This is a genomic window from Pseudomonas onubensis (assembly GCF_965653655.1).
In the GTDB taxonomy this organism is placed as follows: Bacteria; Pseudomonadota; Gammaproteobacteria; order Pseudomonadales; family Pseudomonadaceae; genus Aquipseudomonas.
Genome location: NZ_CBFHAZ010000012.1, coordinates 57384 through 81967, shown reverse-complemented (window position 1 = coordinate 81967; position 24584 = coordinate 57384). Strand labels below are relative to the sequence as shown.

Annotated in this window: 27 protein-coding genes; 11 read left to right on the top strand and 16 right to left on the bottom strand. The window is 58.6% G+C overall.

All coding sequences use genetic code 11. The annotated features are described in order from the left end of the window. Positions 1–2 precede the first annotated feature (2 nt). Positions 3–227 (bottom strand): hypothetical protein, encoded by a 225-nt coding sequence (locus tag ACTD9P_RS06895; protein ID WP_438867138.1) that lies wholly within the window; start codon positions 225–227, stop codon positions 3–5. A 226-nt stretch (positions 228–453) separates the two neighbouring features. On the opposite strand from ACTD9P_RS06895, the gene ACTD9P_RS06890 reads away from it, so the two are divergent. Next, on the top strand, positions 454–1014 hold the full coding sequence (locus ACTD9P_RS06890; RefSeq protein WP_438867137.1) for a type 1 glutamine amidotransferase domain-containing protein: 561 nt from the start codon (positions 454–456) through the stop codon (positions 1012–1014). 63 nt (positions 1015–1077) lie between these two features. Here the strand turns inward: ACTD9P_RS06890 and ACTD9P_RS06885 are convergent, their stop codons facing one another. After that, positions 1078–1281, bottom strand: a complete 204-nt coding sequence (locus ACTD9P_RS06885; RefSeq protein ID WP_438867136.1) for a hypothetical protein — start codon at positions 1279–1281, stop codon at positions 1078–1080. Between the two features lie 201 nt (positions 1282–1482). Between ACTD9P_RS06885 and ACTD9P_RS06880 the strand changes: the two genes are divergently transcribed. Further along, positions 1483–1737, top strand: coding sequence for a hypothetical protein (locus ACTD9P_RS06880; RefSeq protein WP_438867135.1), 255 nt, complete (start codon positions 1483–1485; stop codon positions 1735–1737). 1 nt (position 1738) lies between these two features. Here ACTD9P_RS06880 and ACTD9P_RS06875 read toward each other — a convergent pair whose 3' ends face one another. The 3 genes from ACTD9P_RS06875 to ACTD9P_RS06865 form a co-directional block, all read right to left on the bottom strand. After that, positions 1739–2311 (bottom strand): cytochrome b, encoded by a 573-nt coding sequence (locus ACTD9P_RS06875; protein ID WP_438867134.1) that lies wholly within the window; start codon positions 2309–2311, stop codon positions 1739–1741. 133 nt (positions 2312–2444) lie between these two features. Beyond that, positions 2445–2987, bottom strand: a complete 543-nt coding sequence (locus ACTD9P_RS06870; protein ID WP_438867133.1) for a putative natural product biosynthesis protein — start codon at positions 2985–2987, stop codon at positions 2445–2447. 62 nt (positions 2988–3049) lie between these two features. Continuing rightward, entirely contained in the window at positions 3050–3433 is a 384-nt protein-coding gene (locus ACTD9P_RS06865; RefSeq protein WP_138815705.1) for a DUF2946 domain-containing protein, read from the bottom strand. A gap of 180 nt (positions 3434–3613) precedes the next feature. On the opposite strand from ACTD9P_RS06865, the gene ACTD9P_RS06860 reads away from it, so the two are divergent. From ACTD9P_RS06860 to ACTD9P_RS06845, 4 genes are all read left to right on the top strand, one after another. After that, complete coding sequence (locus ACTD9P_RS06860; protein ID WP_017134494.1) at positions 3614–4222, top strand: SCO family protein; 609 nt, start codon at positions 3614–3616, stop codon at positions 4220–4222. Continuing rightward, positions 4222–4698 carry a copper chaperone PCu(A)C gene (locus tag ACTD9P_RS06855; protein WP_438867132.1) on the top strand — a complete coding sequence of 159 codons (477 nt, stop codon included), beginning with the start codon at positions 4222–4224 and terminating at the stop codon, positions 4696–4698. Before ACTD9P_RS06860 ends, ACTD9P_RS06855 begins: the two co-directional genes overlap by 1 nt. Positions 4699–4993: 295 nt before the next feature. After that, a complete protein-coding gene (locus ACTD9P_RS06850; RefSeq protein ID WP_438867131.1) occupies positions 4994–6622 on the top strand; it encodes an argininosuccinate lyase in 1629 nt (542 codons plus the stop codon). A gap of 91 nt (positions 6623–6713) precedes the next feature. Further along, the gene (locus tag ACTD9P_RS06845) at positions 6714–7628 is read left to right on the top strand and encodes a LysR family transcriptional regulator (RefSeq protein ID WP_438867130.1); all 915 of its coding nucleotides are present in this window, start codon (positions 6714–6716) and stop codon (positions 7626–7628) included. An 81-nt stretch (positions 7629–7709) separates the two neighbouring features. On the opposite strand, the gene ACTD9P_RS06840 is transcribed toward ACTD9P_RS06845, so the two are convergent. The 4 genes from ACTD9P_RS06840 to ACTD9P_RS06825 all read right to left on the bottom strand — a co-directional run bounded on the left by ACTD9P_RS06840 (position 7710) and on the right by ACTD9P_RS06825 (position 12245). Next, the gene (locus tag ACTD9P_RS06840) at positions 7710–8936 is read right to left on the bottom strand and encodes an ATP-grasp domain-containing protein (RefSeq protein ID WP_438867129.1); all 1227 of its coding nucleotides are present in this window, start codon (positions 8934–8936) and stop codon (positions 7710–7712) included. A gap of 115 nt (positions 8937–9051) precedes the next feature. Continuing rightward, positions 9052–10158 carry a mandelate racemase/muconate lactonizing enzyme family protein gene (locus ACTD9P_RS06835; protein ID WP_438867128.1) on the bottom strand — a complete coding sequence of 369 codons (1107 nt, stop codon included), beginning with the start codon at positions 10156–10158 and terminating at the stop codon, positions 9052–9054. 1 nt (position 10159) lies between these two features. Further along, a complete protein-coding gene (locus ACTD9P_RS06830; protein WP_438867127.1) occupies positions 10160–11224 on the bottom strand; it encodes a hypothetical protein in 1065 nt (354 codons plus the stop codon). A gap of 46 nt (positions 11225–11270) precedes the next feature. After that, complete coding sequence (locus tag ACTD9P_RS06825) at positions 11271–12245, bottom strand: hypothetical protein (RefSeq protein WP_438867126.1); 975 nt, start codon at positions 12243–12245, stop codon at positions 11271–11273. 418 nt (positions 12246–12663) lie between these two features. Between ACTD9P_RS06825 and ACTD9P_RS06820 the strand changes: the two genes are divergently transcribed. Next, positions 12664–13146 carry an HIT family protein gene (locus tag ACTD9P_RS06820; protein ID WP_438867125.1) on the top strand — a complete coding sequence of 161 codons (483 nt, stop codon included), beginning with the start codon at positions 12664–12666 and terminating at the stop codon, positions 13144–13146. 18 nt (positions 13147–13164) lie between these two features. On the opposite strand, the gene ACTD9P_RS06815 is transcribed toward ACTD9P_RS06820, so the two are convergent. The 6 genes from ACTD9P_RS06815 to ACTD9P_RS06790 form a co-directional block, all read right to left on the bottom strand. Continuing rightward, on the bottom strand, positions 13165–13629 hold the full coding sequence (locus ACTD9P_RS06815) for a GNAT family N-acetyltransferase (protein WP_438867124.1): 465 nt from the start codon (positions 13627–13629) through the stop codon (positions 13165–13167). Positions 13630–13641: 12 nt separating this feature from the next. Beyond that, a complete protein-coding gene (locus ACTD9P_RS06810; RefSeq protein WP_438867123.1) occupies positions 13642–14076 on the bottom strand; it encodes a GNAT family N-acetyltransferase in 435 nt (144 codons plus the stop codon). Between the two features lie 90 nt (positions 14077–14166). Beyond that, complete coding sequence (locus ACTD9P_RS06805) at positions 14167–15657, bottom strand: aldehyde dehydrogenase (RefSeq protein ID WP_438867122.1); 1491 nt, start codon at positions 15655–15657, stop codon at positions 14167–14169. A 39-nt stretch (positions 15658–15696) separates the two neighbouring features. Next, a complete protein-coding gene (locus ACTD9P_RS06800; protein ID WP_438867121.1) occupies positions 15697–17076 on the bottom strand; it encodes an APC family permease in 1380 nt (459 codons plus the stop codon). A 120-nt stretch (positions 17077–17196) separates the two neighbouring features. Beyond that, on the bottom strand, positions 17197–18579 hold the full coding sequence (locus ACTD9P_RS06795) for an aspartate aminotransferase family protein (RefSeq protein WP_438867120.1): 1383 nt from the start codon (positions 18577–18579) through the stop codon (positions 17197–17199). 47 nt (positions 18580–18626) lie between these two features. Continuing rightward, complete coding sequence (locus ACTD9P_RS06790; protein WP_438867119.1) at positions 18627–19466, bottom strand: response regulator transcription factor; 840 nt, start codon at positions 19464–19466, stop codon at positions 18627–18629. A 153-nt stretch (positions 19467–19619) separates the two neighbouring features. Here ACTD9P_RS06790 and ACTD9P_RS06785 point away from each other — a divergent pair, with 153 nt between their 5' ends. From ACTD9P_RS06785 to argE, 4 genes are read left to right on the top strand one after another with little or no spacing between them, the layout of a single operon-like run. Continuing rightward, positions 19620–20951: a flavin-containing monooxygenase gene (locus ACTD9P_RS06785; protein ID WP_438867118.1), complete on the top strand. Its 1332-nt coding sequence runs from the start codon at positions 19620–19622 to the stop codon at positions 20949–20951. 23 nt (positions 20952–20974) lie between these two features. Next, entirely contained in the window at positions 20975–21385 is a 411-nt protein-coding gene (locus ACTD9P_RS06780; RefSeq protein WP_003207327.1) for a RidA family protein, read from the top strand. Positions 21386–21395: 10 nt separating this feature from the next. Then, on the top strand, positions 21396–22073 hold the full coding sequence (locus tag ACTD9P_RS06775) for a DUF1028 domain-containing protein (RefSeq protein WP_438867117.1): 678 nt from the start codon (positions 21396–21398) through the stop codon (positions 22071–22073). A 14-nt stretch (positions 22074–22087) separates the two neighbouring features. Next, positions 22088–23233: an acetylornithine deacetylase gene (gene argE / locus ACTD9P_RS06770; RefSeq protein WP_438867149.1), complete on the top strand. Its 1146-nt coding sequence runs from the start codon at positions 22088–22090 to the stop codon at positions 23231–23233. 276 nt (positions 23234–23509) lie between these two features. Here the strand turns inward: argE and ACTD9P_RS06765 are convergent, their stop codons facing one another. Beyond that, positions 23510–24421: a LysR substrate-binding domain-containing protein gene (locus tag ACTD9P_RS06765; RefSeq protein ID WP_010171799.1), complete on the bottom strand. Its 912-nt coding sequence runs from the start codon at positions 24419–24421 to the stop codon at positions 23510–23512. Between the last annotated feature and the right edge of the window lie 163 nt (positions 24422–24584).

Sequence of the window (24584 nt, the reverse complement as noted above, 5' to 3'; positions counted from 1 at the left end):
GTTCAGTGGCCCAGCTTGCGCTCGGCCTTGGCGGCCTGCTCGTTAATGGCGTCAGTCTGGCGCTCGGTGTCCTTGATCGACGTGGGCGTCAACACTTTGTCCACGGTTTCGGTCTTCGGGTTTGGCTGTTCCAGCGTCTGCCCCTTGGCAGGCTGTTGACGACCTTTCTGGGCGTCTTCGGAGTTGATGGGTTCCGGGGTTTTGTCGACAGTCTTGGGGTCGGTCATGGTGAATCTCCAGGCAATTGAAGGCCCGCAAAAAGCAGCAGGCACTTATGCAGCAGAGGCCGGCGCTTTTCGATAGTTCAAGGTTTTTGCAGGCCAGCCTTCCCCGAAAACCATCCACAAAAACCATCCACGAAATAAGTCCAAATTAATTTAAACCTTTGCCGCCCACGCTCGATCCACTCTCCCACACAGCATGATTAATTCATCCAGCAGGAGAGACTCGACCATGAGCTCACAACTCAACGGCAAGAACATCCTTATCATCACCTCCAACACCGGCATCGAGCGCGACGAGTTGCTCAAGCCGCTGCAAGCACTGCGCGGCTATGGCGCGACGGTGAAGCATGGTTCCAGCAACGGCGGCACCGTACAGACCTTTGTCGGCGACACGGAGAAAGACCAGACCGTGGAATCCGAGGTCAAGCTATCGGACGTGGAGAGCAGCGACTTCGACGCGCTGGTGATTCCCGGCGGCACCGTGAATGCCGATACCCTGCGCCAGGACGCGGCTGCGCTGAAGTTGATCAGCGACTTCGCCAAAGCCGGCAAAACCGTCGCCGCCATCTGCCACGGGCCATGGGCACTGATCGATGCCGGCGTGATCAAGGGCAAGACCCTCACCGCGTATAAAAGCGTGCGCATCGACCTTGAAAACGCCGGCGCCGCAGGCGTGGTCGATGCCCAAGTCAAAGAGTGCAAGGCCAATGGCTGGACCTTGATCACCTCGCGCACACCGGATGACTTGCCAGCATTCAACGAGGCAATTGCCAAGGCGGTCGCAGGTTAACCGCCACGCTTGAACGCAAACAGGCGCCCGTGGGCGCCTGTTTGCTGTGTGGCTATGTTCAGTTTATTTATGGTGCTGGGCCATCTCACGTTTTGGTCCGACCATGGCCCAGGCAATGAGCCCGAACAGCGGCACAAAAATCAGAATGATCAACCACAACCCCTTGGTCTCCCAGCCGCCGGTGCTGCGCAACACGATGTTGATCGCCCACAGCTCCAACACCAGCAAAATTACCGCCAGCACGATCCAGATATAGTCTATTTGCATGCATCACCTCCTGAGGTCGTATGCATTAGGTCAAGAGATCGGCGCGAGGGTTCATTAAAAATATCGGTGCATGGCCTTTCGTCGTGGCTGCGAAAAAAATCCAAACTTTGGTGAGTGCCCTGCACTCCCAATTAATGCCTCCCTTCGGATTTAGACGAGGGGCGGCTTTTGACAGGTGAAGCATGGAGAAGGATTCTCGTCATGAAGACCGGTATTTCCTGCAAGATCGTGTTAGTGATTTGCCTGACCGGATGGTTGGCAACCTCCGCCTACGCAGCCTTCGGCGACGCTATCCCAGGCTCGGCGCTGCCTCCGGGTTCCTACCCCAGCAGCCCGGCGGACAGCAACAAAAAAGCTGAGACACCGCCGAAGGAAAGGGCTTCCTCCAGCGGCTCGTCAACACAGCAGCAAGGCGAGAAAAACCCCCAGAAAAAAGCCCCCAAAAAAGGCCGTTGATTTAGCGCCATATCTTGCGGGTGTTGCCCGTCATGCGCCGCAGCACCTGTGGGTTACCGCACACGTAATGCACGATCACCATGCCGATATGACCCACGATCAACGCCAGCATTGTCCAGCCCAGCAAGCTATGAAAGTTACGCCCCAGGTCAATCATCCACTGGATTTTCTCGCTCTCAAAACCCGCCATGATCGGCACGCCAAACGCCGAAAATTCACGACCGGAGCCGTACTGGCGTACCAGCCCGATAAAGGGGATCAGGAACATCAGCGCATACAATGCAGCATGCCCGACAGAAGCCGCACGGTTCACGCTCGGCGGGCGGTTGTGCCGGTTCAGCAGGATCCAGCCGACACGCAGTATCAGCAGCACCAGCAGAAGCACGCCCGCCGATTTGTGATACGGCCATAGCAGCTTGTCCAGCGCAGAATCGGAAGACAAATAGTGGACAACCGCCGAGCAATAACTCCAGCTAAACACGATTGCCATCAGCCAATGCAACGCCCGACTGACCGGGTCGTAGCGCTCGCTCGCGCAGAAGGAATGGGGCATCTCATCAGAAGTTTTCGTCATCGCGGCCTCTTATTAGTCTGTGCATCACATGGACCGTGAAGATGGCATTTCCGGCAAGAAAATAGAATTGATGAGGATGCCCTCGCGAAACATCAGGCCGTTTCCTACGAGATTTTGGGAGGCTCTTAGGGGCCTACGGCACCGGCAACCAGCCGCTGAAACCGTTTTTGGCCAGCGGGCACCAGGCAAAGTCGCCTGTCGGGTCGGGCAATACCCGATACTCAACGCCCGCCAACGCGCCGCCCTTCCAATCAAACACCCTTGAGTCTCGCCAGGCCAGAACCACGCCCTGGGCCTGGCTTTGATCCGCATTGATCCAACGTGCCGCCGCGGCCGCCATAAAGGCCTCGATCGGCTCGTCGTCTATCTGCGGTCGATACGAAGACGCCAACAGCCAGCGGCACACGTTCAGGTGATAGGTCCAATCCTGGGCAACCTGGTGGCGATAGGCCCAGGTCATGAAGCTGCGAAACAGGTTCAAGCCCTCCGGCGGGTCGAGCTTGAGCAGCGCCGGGCAGATATCGAACAAGGTGTGCCAATACGGCAACAAGCGTGCATCCAGGTGCACGAAGCAACGCGAATTGCTCGGGTATTCGGGGCGCAAGGGTTCGGCGCGCAAACGCCGGGATGCCTTGCTGACCAGGCGGCTGGCGCCTGCTGGCAATGGTGGGTTCATGAAACGCACTCACAGTCGTGACGATAGAACGCCTCCTGATCACAGGAAGCCCAAGGCACACGTCAGAAAGCGGGGGAAGCGCGAGGGTTGGCCGACGGCCAGGAATAGCGTGGAGGGGCTTTATTGCGCCGTTCATGGGCCGGGCGCGGGGTTTGCCCCAGGCCGAGCAGCCAGGCCAGGCCGATCATGAACACGATGGCCACGGTCACGGCCGCGCACACCGGGCAGGCAAAGTAGTTCGAGATGTTGCTGGAGGCCGTGTTTCCCAACCCTTTGTCGGAAAGTGGCGCCTGGCTACCGTCCACCGAACAGAACGCCCCGCCGATACCATTGAGCTGCAAGCCCATCATCTGCCCGTGCCCCAAACCGCAGACGAACAGGTTCATCAGCACGCAGAAGTACAGGGCCCAGGCGATCAGTGAACGGTCGGGGTGGCTCAATTTCATGGCGGCGACTCTACCACCGAAGCCGCAAAAGGATGAAGCGCCACGCGCCCCTGTGGCAGAACGTCGCAGATTACGTGGGCTGGCCGGGGTTGGTAGACTGTGCGCCCGCATCATTACTCCTTTTCAAAGCCTGAACTGTCGATCCAGAGCAATGCAGGCGTTTCACAGGATGCACAGTTGATGAGTACGTTATTCACCCGCCGCAAAGTGCTGACCGGTATGGGCCTGCTGGGCCTGGGCAGCCTGCTGGGCGGCTGTGACTACAGCCCCAAGCTGAACTTCAAGTACGGCAAGGACCTCAGTGACAAGATTATGGGCCGCACCTTCAAGCTCAAGAACACCGACGGCGAAACCGTCACCCTGAGCTCGTACCGTGGCCTGATGCCGGTGGTGTTCTTCGGCTTCACCCAGTGCCCGGCCGTGTGCCCCACCACCCTGGCCCGTGCCGCCCAGGCCAAGAAGCTGATGGGCCGCGATGGCAAGATCATGCAAGTGGTGTTTATCACCCTCGACCCCGAGCGCGACACCCCCGAATTGCTCGACCGCTACGTCAAGGCCTTCGACCCCAGCTTCGAAGCGCTGTACGGCACCCCGGAAGAAATCGCCGTGGCCGCCAAGGAATTCGGGATCTTTTATGAAAAGATCCCGGCCGGGGACACCTACACCCTGTCCCACACCTCCACCAGTTTCGTGTTCGACACCCGTGGCAACCTGCGCCTGGGCCTGTCGGCATCCCTAACCGCTAAAGAGTGCGCAGAAGACCTGCTCACCGTCATGGAGGTCTGCTAATGACTGCCGTTCAAACCCTCAAGCGCCTGACATTCGGCCTCACCTTGCTGGGCCTCGCGGCGCACGCCAGCGCCCAGGTACAGGTCAGCGACACGTGGGTACGCGCAACCGTGGTGGGCCAGACCTCCAGCGGCGCGTTCATGACCGTCACCGCCGACAGCGACAGCAAACTGCTCAGCGTGGCCTCGCCTGTGGCCAAGAACGTAGAGATTCATGAGATGAGCATGGAGGACGACGTGATGCGCATGGGCCCGGTGGATTCGGTAGCCCTGCCTGCCGGCAAAGCGATCAAGCTCGACCCGGAGGGCTACCACGTGATGCTCATGGGCCTCACCGGCCAGATCAAGCAAGGCGACCAGGTGCCGCTGACCTTGACCGTGGAAAACGCCAAGGGCGAGAAGCAGACGATTGAAGTTAAGGCCCCTGCCCGAGCGCTGACCGACATGGGTGACATGGACCACAGCAAGATGCACTGAGAACCGCTGATGAATGTGGGAGCTGGCTTGTCGAATCGTCGCACCGCTGCGATGCAAACACCTCGGTGTGTCAGGTAGACCGAGTTGATGCCATCGCAGGCAAGCCAGCTCCCACAGAAAGCAGTTCGCGGCGCGCACAAATCTGCTTTTGACCTTGATCTGGCAAGTACCATCAGCCATATCCAAAACCTCTGCCATCAACACTTTCTATATATTTCCAATCTACCCGCACACCCGCTAGCCTGATTGCGCCGCAACGACGGCCCATAACTCCAACAATAAATCAGGTGTCTCTGTGAACAACACATTCCCCCAACGTGCGGTGAAAAGCCTGCTTTCCCTCGCCGTGACCCTCGCCCTGTTCAACAGCCTCAGCGCCTATGCCGCCAACACTGGCGAGCTGCCCTGCACCACCACCGAACAATGTGCGGCCCAGGCGGCCAAGGTCGGCGCCACGCCCGACAGCTCGCAAACCGAACACAAGGCCAAGGGCGACCCCACCCAGACCCAATTCGCCTGGCTAAACCGCATCAACAAAGCCTCGATCGTGATGCTCACCGAAGAAGGCATCGTCAAACCCGAGATGGGCCAGAAGATCGCCGGGGGTGTGCGCTACGCCATCGCCCAGGCCGACCAGCCCGGCGGCACGCGCCCCAGTGATGTGCTGCAACTGGAAAAAATCATGACCGACAAAATCGGTCCCGAAGCCTCCTTGATCCACTCCGGCCGCAGCCGCCAGGACATGCTCGCCACCTACCGCCAGGCCGCCCTGCGCAGCCAGGTGCTGGCCTACAGCGAAGCGCTCAACGCCACACGCCAGCGCCTGCTGAACATCGCCGACAAAAACGTCGACACCCTGGTGCCCGCCTACACCAACGGCGTGCAGGCCATGCCCATCAGCTATGCGCATTACCTGCTGGCCTTTGAAGCCGCGTTCGACCGCGACGGCCAGCGCATCCGTGAACTGTACACACGCCTGAACCAGAGCCCGATGGGCACCGCCGTGCTGGCGAACTCGGCGTATCCGCTGAACCGTGAGCGCCTGGCCGAGCTGCTGGGTTTTGATGGCGTGCGCGAGAACTCGCTGGATTCAAGCCAGGTCTCGACCTATGACATTCCCATCGAAGCGGCCAATATGGCGTCTTCGTCAGCCATCCGTGTGGGCGCAATGATTGGCGATATCCACACCCAGTACCATCAGATCCGCCCCTGGTTGTTGCTCGATGAAGAAGCCACCTACACCAGCAGCGCCATGCCGCAAAAACGCAACCCGGGCTTGCTGATGCGTGCGCGTGAGAGTGCCTCGGACGTGGTCGGCCTGGCCCAGGCAGTGACCTTGCGCGCTCACAACGTCACCACCGGCATGACCGACTACAAGTTCGCCTTCGACTCGCTGGGTGTGTTCCGCTCGACCCAGGAAATGTTCCACAGCCTCGACGCGGTGCTCGACGCGCTGCAGATCAACCCGCAGCGCGCGCTCGAAGAACTGGAGTCGGAATGGACCACCTCGATGGAACTGGCCGACACGCTGGAGCGTCAGTACAAAGTGCCGTTCCGCATTGGCCACAGCTTTGCCTCGCTGATCGTCACCGAAGCGCGCAGCAACGGCACCACGCCGAAAACCTTCGCCTATGCCGACGCGCAGAAGCTGTATAGCCAGGCGGCGGACAAGTACAAATGGACGCCCAATACCCTGCCGCTCGATGAAGCAGGTTTTAGAGCGGCGCTGTCCCCTACCAACATGGTCCAGACCCGCAAAGGCACCGGCGGCCCGCAGCCGCAAGAGGTCAAGCGCATGCTGGTGGAGGCACGCAAGACGCTGCAGGCTGATCAGCAGTGGCTCAAGGAGCGGCGTGAAAAGCTCAAAGGCGCCGAAACCCATCTCGACCAGGCCTTCGATAAGCTGGCCGACAGCAAGCGCTGAACCGATTGTGGTGGTCGCAGGCTTTGGGCATATTGACGGCCGGGCCGCTCGCGGCCACCCACCACTGCGTCTTGTCACGGGATAGGCCACCATGGAACTTCGCCATTTACGCTATTTCATCATGGTGGCCGAAGAACGACATTTCACCCGTGCCGCCGCACGCCTGAACATGCAACAACCGCCCCTGAGCCAGCAGATTCGTGCGCTGGAGCAGGAGCTGGGATTCGATCTGTTCAAGCGCCACCCCAAGGGCGTGGACCTGACGGCCGGCGGCCTGGTGTTCCTTGAAGAAGCCCAAGCCATTCTGGCGCGTGTCGAGCATGGCGCGCTCAAGGCCTCCCGCGTCGCCCAGGGCATCGAGGGCACCCTGGCCATCGGTTTCACCAGCTCGGCCGCCGCCCACGCGCTGATCCCACGCATCATCCGCGCCTACCGCGAGCGCTACCCGGCGGTAGAGCTTTCGATCAATGAAGGCAGCGCCCGGGAATTGACCGAAGACGCCATCGAAAAACGCATCGACGTCGGCATCCTGCGCGCCCCGGTCAGCACCCATCAAAGCCTGACCTTCCACCGCCTGCTCAACGAAGAAATGCTGCTGGTGCTACCCACCGGCCACCCATTGCTGGCCGCCGCCGGCAGCGCCATCCCCATTGCCGCACTCAAGGACGAACGCTTTATCCTGGTACGCCGCCCCGGCGCGCCGGGCATGTACGCCAACCTGATCACCGCCTGCCAGAACGCCGGTTTCGAAGCCAAAATCGCCTTTGAGGTAGAACGCATGCTGACCAACGTCAGCCTGGTGGCGGCCGGTGAAGGCATCTCCGTGGTGCCCGCGTCGATGCGCGATGTGCACCGTGACAGCGTGGTGTATTGCCGAATCAAGGATGCCCGCCCGAAGCTGCTGGCGCCGATTACGCTGGTGCGGCGCACGTTTAATCCGTCGGCGCCGTTGCAGAATTTTATCGGGCTGGCACGTGAGCTGGGGGCGGTGTATCGCAGGCGCTGAGTCATCGCGCGAAAGCTGCTGGTGAACCGTTCCACTGCCGTAGAACCCAGGTAAATGCAGGCACACGTACTTCACTGCCCATTATGAAATACATATCCTCGACTCAATTTCAGCCGTGAGCTCAAGCAACCTAGCACGCAGATCCTCGTACTCAGCAGCGCAGATTATGATCTCGCCAAGAAAGCCCGAGTTGTCTTGTGGGCTGTCGGTAACATAATTTCCCAGTTGCTTTGAGTATCGACAATCTCTCACCTCAATTCCAAGCTCAGCGCCGATGTGCTCAATATCCGCAAGCGCCGTTAATATCCCCGACTTTGGCGCTTTAATCAGCCGGATGCCGGAGTAGCACTGAGCAACTGGCGACACGGGATGAACGACACCGGTAACAGCCCACCGCACCCACATTTCCCAAGGATTCAGATCTTTAAATGACAAGCGGGCCAAGTCCCAAATATGCAGGCCTGCCGGGCGCATATTTGTTTCTACTGCTGCGGTAAATCCTGACCGAGAAAATATTTCGTTATGGTAGGCCCCTCCACCTGGCACAAGTCGGCGCATGTGATGCCCTGCTGCGTCAATCTGGAGACGGATATCTTCGGTTAATGGAGCGGGCACAATTTGCTGTATTTCTGCGCGGAACGCCCCTGTTGTTGTCTGCTTTTCGGTGATCCATGTGCATCCCGCCACATAATCCCAGCTGTACTCTTGAGCGTTCTCGATCAACTCTTCAACGATAACACCGGCAGTGTGATAGCAGCTCAAGCCCGACCAGATCGCATCACATTGGTCGAGGGACGGAACGACGTGGCAGCCGCGGCTATTGCCTTCACTCGCCGGTTTCACGAATGCCCGACCGCCAAGCTCAGCTACAACGCTCTGGAAATGCTCTTTCGATCGGACATGAACGCAACGAACGGGTTTATAACCTGGAATGTAAGCCCCACTGTTCGCGTCCAGGTCACGAAAGACGCGCTTGTCGAGGCCCGCGAGCGCATCGTCGGGATCAATCCCTGGCAGGCCAAAATGTTTGGCGAGGTTCGCCCCAAGCGGTACTCCGGAATCTGAAAATGGCAAGATACCGATTGGCTCAAGCTTGAGATACTCGAGTTCCCGACACACCCATTGAGTCGCCTCATCCACCGAAGCATAGGTGAGCGTGCACGCAAGCACTTCATCTGCGGCGTGGCGATCAGTCTCTTCAATTTTCGGAGTTACCAGTAGCAGTTTCGCGCCGAAGAGTTGTTGGCAGGCGCTGCGTATTTTGGGTATGTCATATATTCGAACATTATTATAGCCAACGACGATCAAGCATTTTTCCATTTCTCTACCCGCCCTTCGGTTAAATATTCCCCACACAAACAGTCACCCGCGCCTCGATCAGTCAAATTCGAGCGCACGCTCACGCGCAAACGATTGCTGCCCGCTATTTAATAGTAACGACTGGCTCTACCTCCTCAATGCCCTCTATTCCTAATCCGGGAACGTCACTCAGGACCAACTTATTCGCTAACATAGTCACCCCACCTATAACAGGGTTATGAGCGATCAATGCCATGGGGTCGAGATCAATAAACCTAACGTTCCTGCCGGAACAAAAACTCGCGCTAGCAGCGACCCCTATCGGAGACTCCATAAGGCAAGTTACTGCGCAAATTTTTGAGCGTAACCGAGCGACGTCGTAAACCACCCTCGCCGCGCGGATACCACCCAGTTTCATAAGCTTTATGGCGACCCCATCTATCAACCCGTCGTTGATTAGATCAACTGCTGCGTGCGGTGATGAGCAACTTTCGTCCGCCAGCACAGGAATACGCCAGGCGGCGGCTACTCGAGCAAGAGAGGAAAGCTCACTTGATAACACTGGCTGTTCTATAAAAGAGAGATTTGCTCCGATGGTTTCCATGCGCAGCACAAATTTCAAAGCGTCCTTTTCACTCCATGCCTGATTAGCGTCGACGCCGATCTCTACTTGCCCACCTACCAAACCCCGAATCTGCTGAACCAGTCTGATATCAGTGTCTATCCCCTGATCGGATCCCAGTTTAAGCTTCAGCGTCGTAAAACCATCGCTGACTGCAGCACAGGCATCGTTGACCATCTCATCAAGCGCATTATTGGATATGGAAATACCTGTCGTTATCTGCTTGCTATTACCACCGAGAAAACGATAGAGAGGAAAACCAGCAGCCTGAGAAATCAGGTCGTGTAGGGCTACGTCGATTGAAGCTTTTGCCGCCGAGTGTCCTACAACACAATGGTCTATCGCGTTCAGGATTGTTTCGAAGCCAGAGATATCATTGCCGATCAATCTTGGCGCGAACAGGTCTCTCACAACCGATATTATTGAGTCGACGCTTTCACCATTCACTCGCAAAGCGGGTGTAGCAACACCATAACCGCGTAAACCACAATCCGTTTCAATCTGGACAACGACGTCCTCAATACTGTCAACATACCGAAGTGCTGAAACAAACGGCTTGCGCAGCGGTATTCGCAGCACACCCAGTTTAATTCTTTTAATTCTGATCATATTAAACAACCTTTGATCTGCCGGTTAAATTCGAGCAAACGATAATCGCCACCGCTGCAACTAAAAAAACTACCCCTATGACTGCCAGTATTGAAGCAGCGATGTCCGAAGCATAGAAACGTGAGACCAAAGCACACAAACCACCGCCAACACCGACTGAGACCTCCTTGATAAACAGGCAGTTATTCCGCGCACCGAAGACGTCCAGGTAACTGGCAAAACATTCGACTAGGGAAAGCGCCAGCACCCACATAAGTGCCCCGTAGAAGGTGGCAGCATGAAATAATCCTGGATTTGCAATTACACAAAGGCCGATGAACATCGCTAGAAATGTTGTAAACATCGCCCCCCTGTCGCCGGTGATCCGGCTTGTAATCTTGACGATCGCCTGTTGAAAAACCACTATAAAAAAGCTGCTCGCAAGAACAATCAAACCGTACCACTGCGCAAGGCTTCCGGTAGTTGCAACGATGTATTGCGGCAGCAGGGTAAATGGGCTGTATAACTTGATACCCATGGTCAACCCCAACAGTACCCAGGCCAGTCGGACGGCCATTGATGCAGTACTTCCTGCGGGAAGATCGATGCACGCCCGGGACAGAGCGGCGTGTCGGGCAATATACGCAGCAATCAACAGAAATATAAAACTGACTGACGCAACGACAGCGTTACTCTGCATCGGTAAGGAAAGGGCGATACCGGCAACTATTACACCCGAATTGATCGCAATTTTATTCCGTGAAGCGGCACTGATACTCTCGGAAGCATAGGCTCTTATCAGGTACCCAGCGACACTGACGCCCGTGCCTATAAGCACGGCCCCCATCACAAGAAAAATCTGCCCTGGCAGTAAGATAAACAGAGTACCCAGTGCCGCGACCAGTATAGCTACAGGAATTGAGTTGCCTTTGAAATGGTAAAAAAACAAAGGGGAAAATATTAAACAAAAACGACTACCGAAGATAAGTAGCGCGTTGGATATAGGGTCAAACCATAACGTAGCGCGCCCCAAAATCGTATACAATGCGGTCGCGACGATCAGCCTGACAATGAAAATACCTTTCATTAGCTCTCCTTGAGCTCACCGAAGACAAGCGCTGGCCGGGCAGGCCTCAGGGTAACAAATACTCGCTATACTCTTGTGCCAAAGACAAATTGTGCCGGGGGCCTTTGCTTCGAAAGAGAAGACGTGGTGTGTCATGGAAATTTATTTTATGGAGGTTAGCGGGAGACGCAACACTCGACTGTATAACTGGACGGGCATGCAACACCTTATAATTGGCCATGATAAAAAACGTGCCCGTCGCGGAGGCTGAATACACGGGCGTCCATGAGGGAATTTTAAGGCGTAGCTTTCGTAGAAACTCGGCATCTTCAGGATAAGTTGCAATCATACGTTCGCCGACGTCAGTATCAATACGAAAATCAAGGTAAAGTTGAACTCCATAAATCGGGTCATACTGGACAAGTTTACGCCTACAACTTTTTGATAAGCTGACGTTCTTGCCTGATCGAAAAATGGCGGTTATGTTTGCCAGTCTCGACAACTCTGCGTCACTCAGACATTCTATAATCGTTTTTGCTGGAAAACATTGTGTCGGGGTGGATGTTTTGTCTCGACAGACGGTGAGTGCAAGAAGGTCGGTTGATTCAGCCTCATACAGATCATCGGAGTGAGGCGTAATTTCGCCAGCACCGTTCCCCCAGTCGCGATATTTTTCACCGTCGGCCTTTAGAAATAGAGCCTTGTGGTGCTCATAGGGGTACTTAATATCTCGAAGATGAAATAGTTCACAAAGCGCCTCATGAACAATCAGTGCAAGGCGATAGCTGTCCGTCTGGAAAACGCCAATCAAACAGACGGCGGACACCCCGTTCTTTCCGACATTCTCAAAGTAGCATTTGTCGCTTTTTCGCAATGCAGTGCTCAACAATGAGATTAACTGTAGCTTTAATGCATGATTGGACGGGCACGATTGATAATTCGCCCACCAGTGTTCCACTTGCTCCGCCACATAACTTATATCCCGCGTAATGACGTGCTCCCGGCGAATTTGATCTCGTATAAAACCAGGTGTCAGTTTCATTGAAAATCCCTTTTGGCCCGATGGGCAGATCCCTTCTTACTTTTCGCCCTGCTCGTAAGGCAGACCCTGCTTGCTGGTGCAGTTCGACTATATAATCACCTGGTAGATCCCCATCGACCGCGATTACCTGACAGGCACTTAACCAACGATTTAATTCGAACTTATATTGAGTCCAATATTCTCGAATAACCAGCCTCACTTCGAAGAAAAGATGCTTCCTACAACTCGGTAGGAAGTAACTGTCATATACAAAGGGGCATTTTCGTTTTCTTTGCTTGGTGACGCCGCACTATCCAGAACAGGCGTTCAGCCTGGAGTAAAGATCGTTCAGGACCATAGACACCGATCGCAGGTCCTTGGAATATACAGGCGCCCACACTTGTTATCCTGCCCACCCTGCCCTCATGGACGCGTGCTTATGCAGATCGACCCCGCTTTCATCATTCATGAAACCGCGCACTGGCGGCTCAACCATCACCTGGCGTCAAAGCTGCCGGGCTACCTGATGCTGGGTGCCAAAGCGCCGATCGACTCCCTGGCTGCTATGCCCGAGGCCGCGCTGGCTGAACTGGGTGGCCTACTCGCCAAAACCCAACGAGTGATGGAGGCGCAGCTGCAACCGAAATGGCTGTACATCAGCCGCTATGGGCACATGCCAGGCTTCCCGCTGCACTTTCACTTTATCCCGGTGTACGACTGGGTGGAGCAGGCGTTTTGGCGGGATGCGCGGTATCGGGTGCTGCAAGGTTTGGGCACGCAGGAACAGGCGCTCACCGATGGGGCCGAGCTGACGCTGTTTGTATGGCGTGAATTTGGCGAGAGCCTCACGCCGCCGGCCATCCAGGGCCCCACCGTGGAGCACGTTATTCAGCGACTGCGCACGGCCTTCAGCGCTGGTTGAAATCAACGGTGGGAGCGGTCAAAGCCGTTTTACCATTGGAATACACGCCAGCTCCAATCCCGAAGGCGAGTGATACACCGCCTGCTCATCGCCCACATACCCGCAGGCCCGGTAGAAACTCGCCGCATTCAACGTCGCGTCCAGCACGACCTCTTCAATCGCCAGTTCCCGCGCGAGCTTTTCCAGGTGATCCAGCATGCTCTTGCCGTAACCACGGCCAGTAAACGTAGGCAGCACAAACAGCGCGCCCACTTCGTTGTTGTCCAGATCGAGCATGCCGGTGGCGACCGGTTCGTCGTTGACCCAGCCCAGGTAAAACGGCTTGTCCATCAGTGTGTCGTAACCGTCTTCAGCGCGGCCATGGGTCCACAGCGCCATTTGCTCGGCGGTGTAGGCGCCGATGCATTGGCTGCGAATCGCTTCGCGGCGGATGTCAAAAGCGGTGGTGGCGTCGTCGCGGGTGGCCCGTGTGATTTGCAGCATTGAGTCCTTCCTTCATGCGTTTTCATTGCCCTTTTGGGTGAATGAATAACGGTCGATATCCGTTCGTAGCGTCCAGCCCTGGCCTTGCCAGTACTCGGCAGCATGGGTGTTGGTCTTGAACACGTCGAGATGGCATTTGTGGATGCACAGTTGCTCAAGCGCAGTGAGGCAGCGCTCGACCAACGCTTGGGCGATGCCCTGGCGGCGGTAGTCCGGCAGCACCAGCAGGTGTTGCAGGTAGCCGCGCCGGCCATCATGGCCGCACATCACGCAGGCGATCACGCGGCCTTGCGCCTCGGCGACAAAACTCATCTGCGGGTTGCGCGCCAGGTAGCGCTCGGTGGCCTCGCGGGAGTCGGCGTCGCGCAGGGAAATGCCGGGCGTGTTTTGCATCAGTTCGAGTACGGCGTCGTAGTCGCCGACCTGCATGAAGCGGATGTTGACCATGGTGATAACAACCCTCTGAGTGATGCGCCAGTTTGCCTGCATCCGAACCGGCCGTGCACCCATGAATACACGACCGGCTGACCGCTTTGGCTATCGCAGCGCGAACCAGGTGGTTTTAAGCTGCGTGTACTTGTCGAAGGCGTGCAGCGACAGGTCGCGCCCGAACCCGGATTGCTTGCCACCGCCGAACGGCACCGCCACATCCAGGGCATCGACGGTGTTGACCGAGACGGTGCCGACATTCAAAGCACGCGCCACCCGATGCGCGCGATTGAGGTTATCACTCCAGACCGAGGCCGCCAGCCCGTAGACGCTGTCATTGGCCTGCTGTATCGCTTGCTCTTCGGTGTCAAAGGCGCTGATCGCCAACACCGGGCCAAACACTTCATCGCGCGAGAGCTGCATGTCGCAGGTCACCTCAGCAAAAATCGTTGGCTGGATGAAATTGGAAGAGCCATTAATGCTCACCTGCTCGCCACCCGCCAGCAGCCTGGCGCCCTCGCCCTGGGCCTGATTGATCGCCCGCATGATACGAGCGGTTTGCTCACTGTCGACAATGGCACCGGCAGCGCTGCCAGGGTCGAGCGGATCACCCGGCATCCAGGCACGCGCCTTGGCAATCACACGCTCAACGAACTCGTCATGGATAGAGCGCTGCACATACAGCCGCGAGTTGGCCGAGCACACTTCGCCCTGGTTGAAGAAGATCCCGAAAGCGGCTTTCTCGGCCGCCAGGTCCAGGTCCTGACAGTCGTCAAACACCAGGTTCGCGCTCTTGCCGCCACACTCCAGCCACACCTGCTTCAAGTTGGACTGCGCCGAGTACTGCATAAAATACTTGCCGACCTGCGTGGAGCCGGTGAACACCAGGCAATCCACGTCAGGGTGCAGCCCCAGGGCCTTGCCGGCAGTTTCGCCAAGGCCCGGCACCACGTTCAAAACCCCTTGCGGGATACCCGCTTCCAGGGCCAGTTGCGCCAGGCGCAAGGCCGAAAAGGGTGATTGCTCGGCCGGTTTGAGCACCACGCTGTTACCGGCTGCCAATGCCGGTGCGAGTTTCCAGGCCGCCATATCCAGTGGAAAGTTCCACGGCACCACCGCCGCAACGACGCCCAATGCTTCACGGGTGATGGTCGCCAGTACGTCGGGCGCGGTGGGCGCGACTTGATCGTAGAGTTTGTCCAGCGCCTCGCCGTACCAGGCGAATACATTCGCGGCGCCGGGCACATCAATGTTGTAGGCGTCCATCACCGGCTTGCCCATGTTCAGCGAATCCAGGAGCGCCAGTTCTTCGCGGTGAGTCATCAGCAACTCGGAGAGCCTGATCAGGATTCTTTTGCGTTCCACCGGCGGCATACGCCGCCAAGGGCCGGTATCGAAGGCCTGGCGGGCGCTGCGCACGGCCAGGTCTACTTCTGCGTCACCACAGGCGGCCACACGCGCCAGCAACTGGTGGGTGGCTGGGTTGATTGCATCAAAAGTTGCTCCGGAGGCGGCGCTCACCGGCCGGCCACCGATCAAGGCGGTGTCGATGAACGTCTGGCGGGCAACGCGTTGTTGCCAGTAATTAAGGTCGAACACGGTGTACTCCCAATCAAGGTGGATGGACAGGTGAAGGTTTTATTCTGCGATCTGCAATTCGGGCATCTTCACGCGCAAGCCGCGCGTGATCCCCAGCAGACAAATCAGGCCAACACCCATCCAGCACAGGCCGATGGTGAAGGACAGGCTCGACAGGCTGGTCCACAGCCAAACGGTGCTAAGGAACCCCAGCGCCGGCAGTGCGGCATACAGCAGGTAGTTCCTGGTGCCGCGTAATTGCTGGTCGACCACGTAATGCTTGATCACCGCCAGGTTCACCGCCGAGAACGCGAACAGCGCACCAAAGCTGATCATGTTGGCCACCGTGTCCAGGGTGATGAACAGCGCAATCAACGAGAACAGGCTGACCAGCACAATCGCGGTGGCCGGCACGCGTTTTTTCGTCACCAGCTTGCCGAGCACGCGAGGCAGCGCGCCGTCACGGCCCATGGCGAACAACACCCGCGATACGCTGGCCTGGGAGACCATCGCCGAGGCGAAACAGCCGGCCACATAAGTGGCGGTAAACGCCGTCACCAGCACCTCGCCACCGACCCGGCGCATCACATCCACCGAGGCCGAATCCGGGTCGACGAAGGTGTTCCATTCCGGGAAGACCATTTGCGCGAAATACGACACCAGCAAAAACAGCAAGCCGCCAAACAGCGACACCACCATGATCGCCAGCGGAATGGTGCGGCGCGGGTTGGGGGTTTCCTCGGCCATGGTCGACACTGCATCGAAGCCCAGAAACGACAAGCACAGCACCGCCGCCCCGGCCATGATCAACGGCGCGCTGAAACCTTCATGATGGAATGGCGCCAGCAGCGAAACCGGCGCCGACTGCCCGCTGAGGTTGTGCACCGACAGCGCCACGAACACCACGATGAACACCAACTGGGCCACGATCAGGACCCAGTTGACCCGCGTGATGGACTCGATACCCACCAGGTTGAGCGCCGTGACCAGCGCAATCGAGCCCAGCACCCACACAAATGTCGGCACCGCCGGGAAATACTCGGACATGTAGATGCCGATCAACAAATAACTGAGCAGCGGCAAAAAGATGTAGTCGAGTAGCAGAGTCCAGCCAGCGATAAAGCCGAAATACGCGCCGAACGCCTTGCGTGTATAGGAGTAGACCGAGCCGGAAAACGGATGCGCCTGGACCATGCGGCCATAGCTGTAGGCGGTCAGCAACATGGCCGCCAGGGTCAGCATATAGGCGGTCGGCAAGTGCCCCTTGGTCATCTGCGTGACCAGCCCATAGGTGGTAAACACCGCCAGCGGCACCATGTAGGCCAGGCCGAACAGCACCAGCCCGACCAGCCCCAGCGGCTGGCGAAAGCGCCGCGTTGAAGCGGCTTTGGCTGAAGTGTGATGGGAGGGAGTTTCGGCCACGCTTGTTATTGTATTCATGGGTGACTCCTGGAAAGAAGGATGCAGGCCATCGCGGCAGTCGATGAGCTCGCTGCCGTTCAAGCCTTGTCTGATGGAGGTTGCTCACCACCCCGCACCCAGGGTGGTGGGCAGATCACTTCACAGCTTTCCCGCGATCCGTGCGGTGCGGTCTACCGCAATCCGGGTTTTGTCGACCAGCTCATCCAGCTCTGCACGCGTGGCCACCAGGGCCGGCGCCATGATCATGCGGCCCAGGGTCGAGCGGATGATCACACCCTCTTCGAAGCCAAAGGTGCGGCACTGCCAGGCCAGGTCGTTTTCGTTGGCGAAGCGTTTGCGCGTGGCCTTGTCTTCGACGAACTGCAACGCCCCGAGCAGGCCCGTGCCCTGGATCTCGCCGACCATTGGGTGGTTGCCAAACACCTCGTGCAGCAGTTGCTGCAAGTACGGCCCGGTGTCGTCCTTGACCTGGCGCACGATGCCTTCATCGCGCAGCGCCTTGAGGTTGGCCAGCGCCACCGCCGCCGCCACCGGGTGGCCGGAATAGGTCAGCCCATGGGCGAACACACCGCCCTGCTCCACCAGCGCCTCGGCGATGCGTTTGCTCAGCACCAGGCCACCCATGGGCAGGTAGCCGGAGGTCAGGCCCTTGGCAATCGACAAGGTGTCCGGCTCAAAGCCGAAGTGTTGGTGGGCGAACCATTCGCCGGTACGGCCAAAACCACCAATCACCTCATCGGCGCACAGCAGCACATCGTATTGACGGCAAATGCGCTGGATTTCGGGCCAGTAGCTCTCCGGTGGGAAGATCATGCCGCCCGCGCCCTGGAACGGCTCGGCGATAAACCCGGCGACGTTTTCGGCGCCCAGCTCCAGAATCTTCTCTTCCAATTGCAGCGCGCAACGACGGCCGAATTCGGCCGGTGTCAGCTCGCCGCCATGGGCAAACCAATACGGCTCGTCAATGTGTGCGACGTCGGGAATCATGCCGCCCATCTCGTGCATGAACTTCATGCCGCCCAGCGCCGAGGCCGCCAGGGTTGAGCCGTGATAGCCGTTCCAGCGGCCGATCATGATTTTCTTCTGCGGTTGCCCGACCACTTGCCAATAACGGCGCACCGTACGGATCAACACCTCATTGGCCTCGGAGCCGGAGTTGGTGTAGATCACGTGGCTGTAATGCCCCGGCAACAGGCTGAAGAGCAGCTCCGACAGCTCGATCACCGCCGGGTGGGTGGTGTGAAAGAACATGTTGTAGTACGCCAGCTGGTCCATCTGCGCGGCGGCGGCGGCGGTCAAATCCCGACGCCCATAACCCAACTGGGTACACCACAGGCCGGACATGCCGTCCAGGTAACGCTTGCCTTCGCTGTCCCACAGGTACAAGCCCTCGCCGCGCACCATCACACGCGGGCCTTCGGCATTCAGCGCCTTCTGGTCGACAAACCCATGGATATGGTGGGCCGCATCGGACTGCTGGTAATCCTCGGTGCGACGTTGCAATTGGGCGGGTAAGTTCATGTTTTTCTCTCTCTTATTGGTCGTGACGCAAGGGCTAGCAAGGCCGCTCAGCGGTGCTTGCTCATGTAACTTTCAAGCGGGTCTTTGCTCAGCACGCCCTGGGCTTCGGCGAGCGAGTCGATAAACAACGCAAACAGTTCCGACTGCGCGCCGATATCGAGCTTGGTGTAGATGTGTTTGCGGTGGGACTTGATGGTGTCTTCCGACACCTCAAGCCGCTCGGCCAGCGAGCGGGTGGAATGCCCGCGCAAAATAAGCTGGGCGATGCGGCATTCGCGCTCGGTCAGAATCGACGAGCCGAAGTTGTTCAATGCCGCGTGAATGCGTTGCTCCAGCAGGTTTTCGAAGCGTGCACCGTGGGCATCCAGGCTGACAAAATGTTTGCCCAGCACGGCCAATACCCAAGGGGCTATGCGCTTGAATTGTGCGGTGGTGACGGCGTCGAGCTTTTGCGTAAACGCCAGGGACACCGCCAGGCTGGAGCCTTTGCTCGATTGCAGGATGTAATTGAGCTCGTCTTCGAGCTGAGAGTGCCGGTAGAACGACTGAAAGTATTCGCTCAGCTCAAAGTGGTCAGGCGCAACGTCGGCCAAGGCATAGCAACCTGAGCTGACGCCTTCCACGCAGGCGTCGTAAAACGGGTCCAGCAGGTAAAAGCCCGACAGGTACTGGCGCACATTGCCTTGCGGCAACCACGGCCCGTCCAACTCGAACAGTGCACTGGGCATGCCGCCACGTGGGTAAAAATACAGCGTCGTGGCCTGTATCGGCTGCACATACCCGAGGGCATCGAACAAGGCGGCAGCGAACCCCGATTGCCCGATGTTATCGGTCACCTGGGCCATCTGTTCAAACCATTGCGCAGAAGAAAGCCGGTCGTTTTCCACGTCGAAGCCTCGCTCAAAGAACTGCGAGGATGGTCACACACCCGCTGCGTCCTCGAAATCACCCGATAGGGTGAGCTTGCATCCGATATTTATGCTCACTCCAAAGCTTAATAATATTTTATTAAAAATCGCCCTCCCCCTAGCCTTGAAGCCATGCCCAAGCTGAATCCAACTGCATTACGCAAGGACAGACACATGACTCAAGCCATAACAAAAACAGACACGCTGGTAGTGGGAGCCGGTCAGGCCGGTGTGGCCATGAGCGAGCACCTGAGCAAGCAAGGCGTGCCGCACCTGGTGCTGGAGCGCAGCCGTATCGCCGAGCGCTGGCGCACCGGGCGCTGGGATTCGCTGGTCGCCAACGGCCCGGCCTGGCATGACCGCTTTCCTGGCCTGGAATTTAATGATGTAGCCGCCGATGGTTTTGCGCCAAAAGAGCGCGTGGCCGATTACTTCGAAGCCTATGCGCGCAAGTTCAACGCGCCAATCCGCACCGGCGTGGAGGTGACCTCTGTGGTGCGTAACGTCGGCCGCCCAGGCTTTACCGTGCACACCAGCGAAGGCGTGATCGAAGCCAACCGCGTGGTCGCCGCCACCGGGCCGTTCCAGAAGCCGGTGATCCCGGCCATCGCGCCTGAAGACAGTGCGCTGCATCAGATCCACTCCGCCGACTACCGCAACCCCGCACAACTGCCCACCGGCGCCGTGCTGGTGGTCGGCGCCGGCTCATCCGGCGTGCAAATTGCCGATGAGCTGCAGCGTTCCGGGCGCCAGGTGTACCTGTCGGTCGGTGCCCACGACCGCCCGCCGCGTGCCTATCGCAACCGCGATTTCTGCTGGTGGCTGGGCGTGTTGGGCGAGTGGGACCAGGCCGCAATGAAACCCGGTCGCGAGCACGTGACCATTGCCGTGAGTGGCGCCCACGGCGGCAAGACCATCGATTTTCGTGAGCTGGCCCAGCAAGGCATGACCCTGGTCGGCCTCACCCAAGCCTTCGACGGCAGCGTCGCGCGCTTCCAAGCCAACCTGGTTGAAAACCTGGCACGCGGCGACGAGAACTACCTGGCCCTGCTGGATGCCGCAGACGCCTACATCGAGCGCAATGGCCTCGACCTGCCGCTGGAGCCCGAAGCGCGCCGCGTGTTCGCGGATGCCGAGTGCATCAAAAATCCGATCCTGGAACTGGACCTGGCCAAGGCCGGTATCACTTCGATCATCTGGGCCACCGGTTTTGCCGTGGATTACAGCTGGCTGAAAGTCGATGCGTTTGATGCCGCCGGCAAGCCGCAGCATCAGCGCGGTGTGGCCAGCGAGTCGGGCATCTACTTCCTCGGTTTGCCGTGGCAGTCGCGCCGGGGTTCGTCGTTTATCTGGGGCGTTTGGCATGACGCCAAATACGTGGCCGATCACATTGCCATCCAGCGTCAATACCTTGAATACCGCGAACCTGCACCGGTTGCGCAAAAATCGCCTGTCATTGCCTGAGCACTTTTTTCGGAGTTTTTTTGATGCCTACTCACACTCGCATCCGCATGTTCAACACCAAGGAAACCTACCCTAACCAGAGCCTGGACAACGACCTGTGCCAGGCCGTGCGTGCCGGCAATACCGTGTATGTGCGCGGCCAGGTGGGCACCGACTTCGACGGCAACCTGATTGGCCTTGGCGACCCGCGCGCCCAGGCTGAGCAAGCGATGAAAAACGTCAAGCAGCTGCTCGAAGAGGCCGGCTCCGACCTGAGCCATATTGTAAAAACCACCACTTACCTGATCGACCCGCGCTACCGTGAGCCGGTGTACCAGGAAGTCGGCAAGTGGCTCAAAGGCGTGTTCCCGATCTCCACCGGGCTGGTGGTCTCGGCCCTGGGCCAGCCACAGTGGCTGATGGAAATTGACGTGATCGCCGTGATCCCCGAATAAGGAGCTGCCCATGACCTTTTCAATCGTCGCCCGTTGCGCGGACACCGGCCAGCTCGGCATCGCCATCAGCTCCTCAAGCATCGCCGTAGGCGCCCGCTGCCCATGGCTGCGGCCCGGTGTGGGCGCGGTGTCGACCCAGAACATCACGTTGCCGGCCCTCGGCCCCGACGTGCTCGACCTGCTGGAACAAGGCCTCGACCCTGCCGCCGCCGTCGACAAAGCCCTGACCAGCAACGGCTACAGCCAATACCGGCAACTGACGGCGATTGATCACCTGGGCCGCAGTGTGCATTTCAGCGGCAGCGAAACCCTTGGCACCCACCATGCTGTGTCGGGCGAACAGTGTGTGGCGGCGGGCAATATGCTCGCCGACCGCGCGGTGATCGAGGCGATGGTGCACGCCTTCGAACACGGCGAAGGCCAGCTCGCCGATCGCTTGCTGGCGGCGATGCACGCCGCCATCGAAGCCGGTGGCGAAGCCGGACCGGTGCATTCCGCCGCGCTGGTGGTGGTGGGCGAGCTGACCTGGCCGATCATCAACCTGCGCGTGGACTGGGCCGATGACCAGCCCATTGCCGAGCTGCAAAAGCTTTGGGACGCCTACCGCCCGCAAGTGCAGGACTACATTGACCGCGCCCTCGCCCCCGACCGCTCACCGGGCTACGGCGTGGCCGGAGACGAGCGATGAGCTGCAGCCGAGCGATGAGCCGCAGCCGCGAACTGCTGCAAACGCTGGTGGGGTTTGATACCACCAGCCGCGAGTCCAACTTGCTGCTGATCGAATTCGTGCGCGATTACCTTGCAGGCTTCGGCGTGGCTTGCGAGCTGGTCTACAACGAGGAACGCAGCAAGGCCAACCTGTTCGCCAGCATCGGCCCGGTGCAACTGCCGGGCATTGTGCTGTCGGGGCACACCGACGTGGTGCCGGTGGACGGCCAGCCGTGGACGGTGCCGCCGTTTGAATTGACCGAACGCGACGGTAAGCTGTTTGGCCGCGGCACGGCGGACATGAAAGGTTATATCGCCTGTGTGCTGGCGTTGGTGCCTGCGCTGGTAAAAGCCAACTTGCGTATCCCGGTGCATATCGCCCTGTCTTACGACGAAGAAGTCGGCTGCCTGGGTGTGCGCTCGCTGCTCGCAGTGCTGGAGCAACGGCCGGTCAAACCGATGCTGTGCATTATCGGTGAGCCGACCGAGCTGAAACCGGTGCTTGGCCACAAGGGCAAACTGGCGATGCGCTGTGATGTGCACGGCGAGGCCTGCCATTCGGCGTATGCGCCCTATGGGGTGAATGCGATTGAGCATGCCGCCGAATTGATTGGCGAGCTGGGGCGGATTGGCCAGCGCCTGCGCGAGCAGCAGGACCCGCGGTTTGATCCGCCGTTCAGCACGATACAAACCGGCGTGATTACAGGCGGCAAGGCGTTGAATATTGTGCCGGCCGACTGCCGCTTTGATTTTGAGGTGCGCGCATTGCCGTCGATGGACCCCGGTGAAGTGGCTGAGGAGCTGCAAGCCTATGCCATGCAACAGCTGCTGCCGCGCATGCAGGCGGTGAGTAAACAGAGCGCGATTCGGTTTACCGAGTTGTCGGCGTATCCGGGGTTGGTGACCGATGAACGCAGCCAGGCGGCGGAGTTGATTGCCGCATTCAGTGGCTCGCGGGATTTCGGTACCGTGGCGTTTGGCACTGAAGGTGGGTTGTTTGATGCGGTGGGCATACCCACGGTGGTGTGTGGGCCTGGGAGTATGGACCAGGGGCATAAGCCGGATGAGTTTGTGAGCCTCGAACAGTTGGCCGGGTGTGATGCCATGCTGGAGCGCATGCTCGACTCAATCCGCGCCTGAACCATCTCCCTACCCAACACCACAGATCAACTGTGGGAGCGGGCTTGCTCGCGAAAGCGGTCTGTCAGACACATGGATGCTGGCTGGACCACCGCATTCGCGAGCAAGCCCGCTCCCACATTTTTTGACCTGTGTTCCAATCCAACCACCGCACAACCTGTGGGAGCGGGCTTGTCCGCGATGGCGGTGTATCAGGTGGCACATTTGCAGCGGACCCACCGCTATCGCAGGCAAGCCAGCTCCCACAGGTGATTTTCAGTGTTTATCAGAAGGTATTCAGCCAAGGAGTCTTGCGAGCTCTTCGCGGCAGTAATCCACAAACAACTGCACCGGCTTGGTCAACGGCGCCCGTCGCAGCCAGACGGCGGATAGTCCCGAGCCGGTGACCGTTTCTGCCAGCGGCACACACACCACCTTCTGCCCATCGTAGGTGTACTCGGTAAACGGCTTGGTCACCAGAATCGAAAAGCCAAACCCGCGCCCTACCATGCCGCGCACCATTTCGATGGACGGCGAGCTGAACACGATATTCGGCGTTAACCCGCGCTCTTCAAAGATACTCACGAAGTACGTTCGGCTCGGCAGCACATCCAGCAAAATCATCGGTTCCAGCACCAGGTCCGCCAGCGACACCTTGGCTTGTTGCGCAAAGCGGTGATCGGCCGGCAACAGCGCATACGGCTGCTGCGGCGGCATCAATGGGGTGGTTTCGATGGTGCCGCCCAGGTCGTGCTCAAACAGCATCGCCACATCGATACTGCCGGCCGTCAGCGCCTGCACCAGTTCTTGCTGCTCACCGTCGCGAATGCGGATCTCCACGCCCGGCCACAGCGCCTTGAACCCCGCGATCAAGCGCGGCAAGTACAACGGTGCCACCGTCTCAAAGCAACCGATATCGATCTGCCCCGCCACCACGTCGTTGTCGGCCAGGGCGTTTTGTTCGAACTCATGCGCCACCCGCAGCAACTCCAGCGCCTTGCGATAAAACCTTGCGCCGCTGGGCGTCAGCGAAACGCCCTGGGCGTGATGGCGGATGAACAGCTGCACGCCAAAGCTGTCTTCGAGCTGTTTGATCGCCGTGGAAACCGACGGCTGGGCGATATACAGCTTGCGTGACGCCTCGGCGACACTGCCGCACTCGGCCGTGGTGACAAAATATCTGAGCTGGCGCAGGTTATAGGCAGCCATCGGGACCTCCGGAAACGTGGGACTTCGCCCCAAACAAGTGCGTAAAAATCGGCTTTTTCACACTGATTCAAGACCATGCAACATACCGGAGCAAAAAATCCGATAAGCTATATTTTTTAAGGTCTATAGCAACAAACTTACTAATTTACCTCCCTGCGCCCAT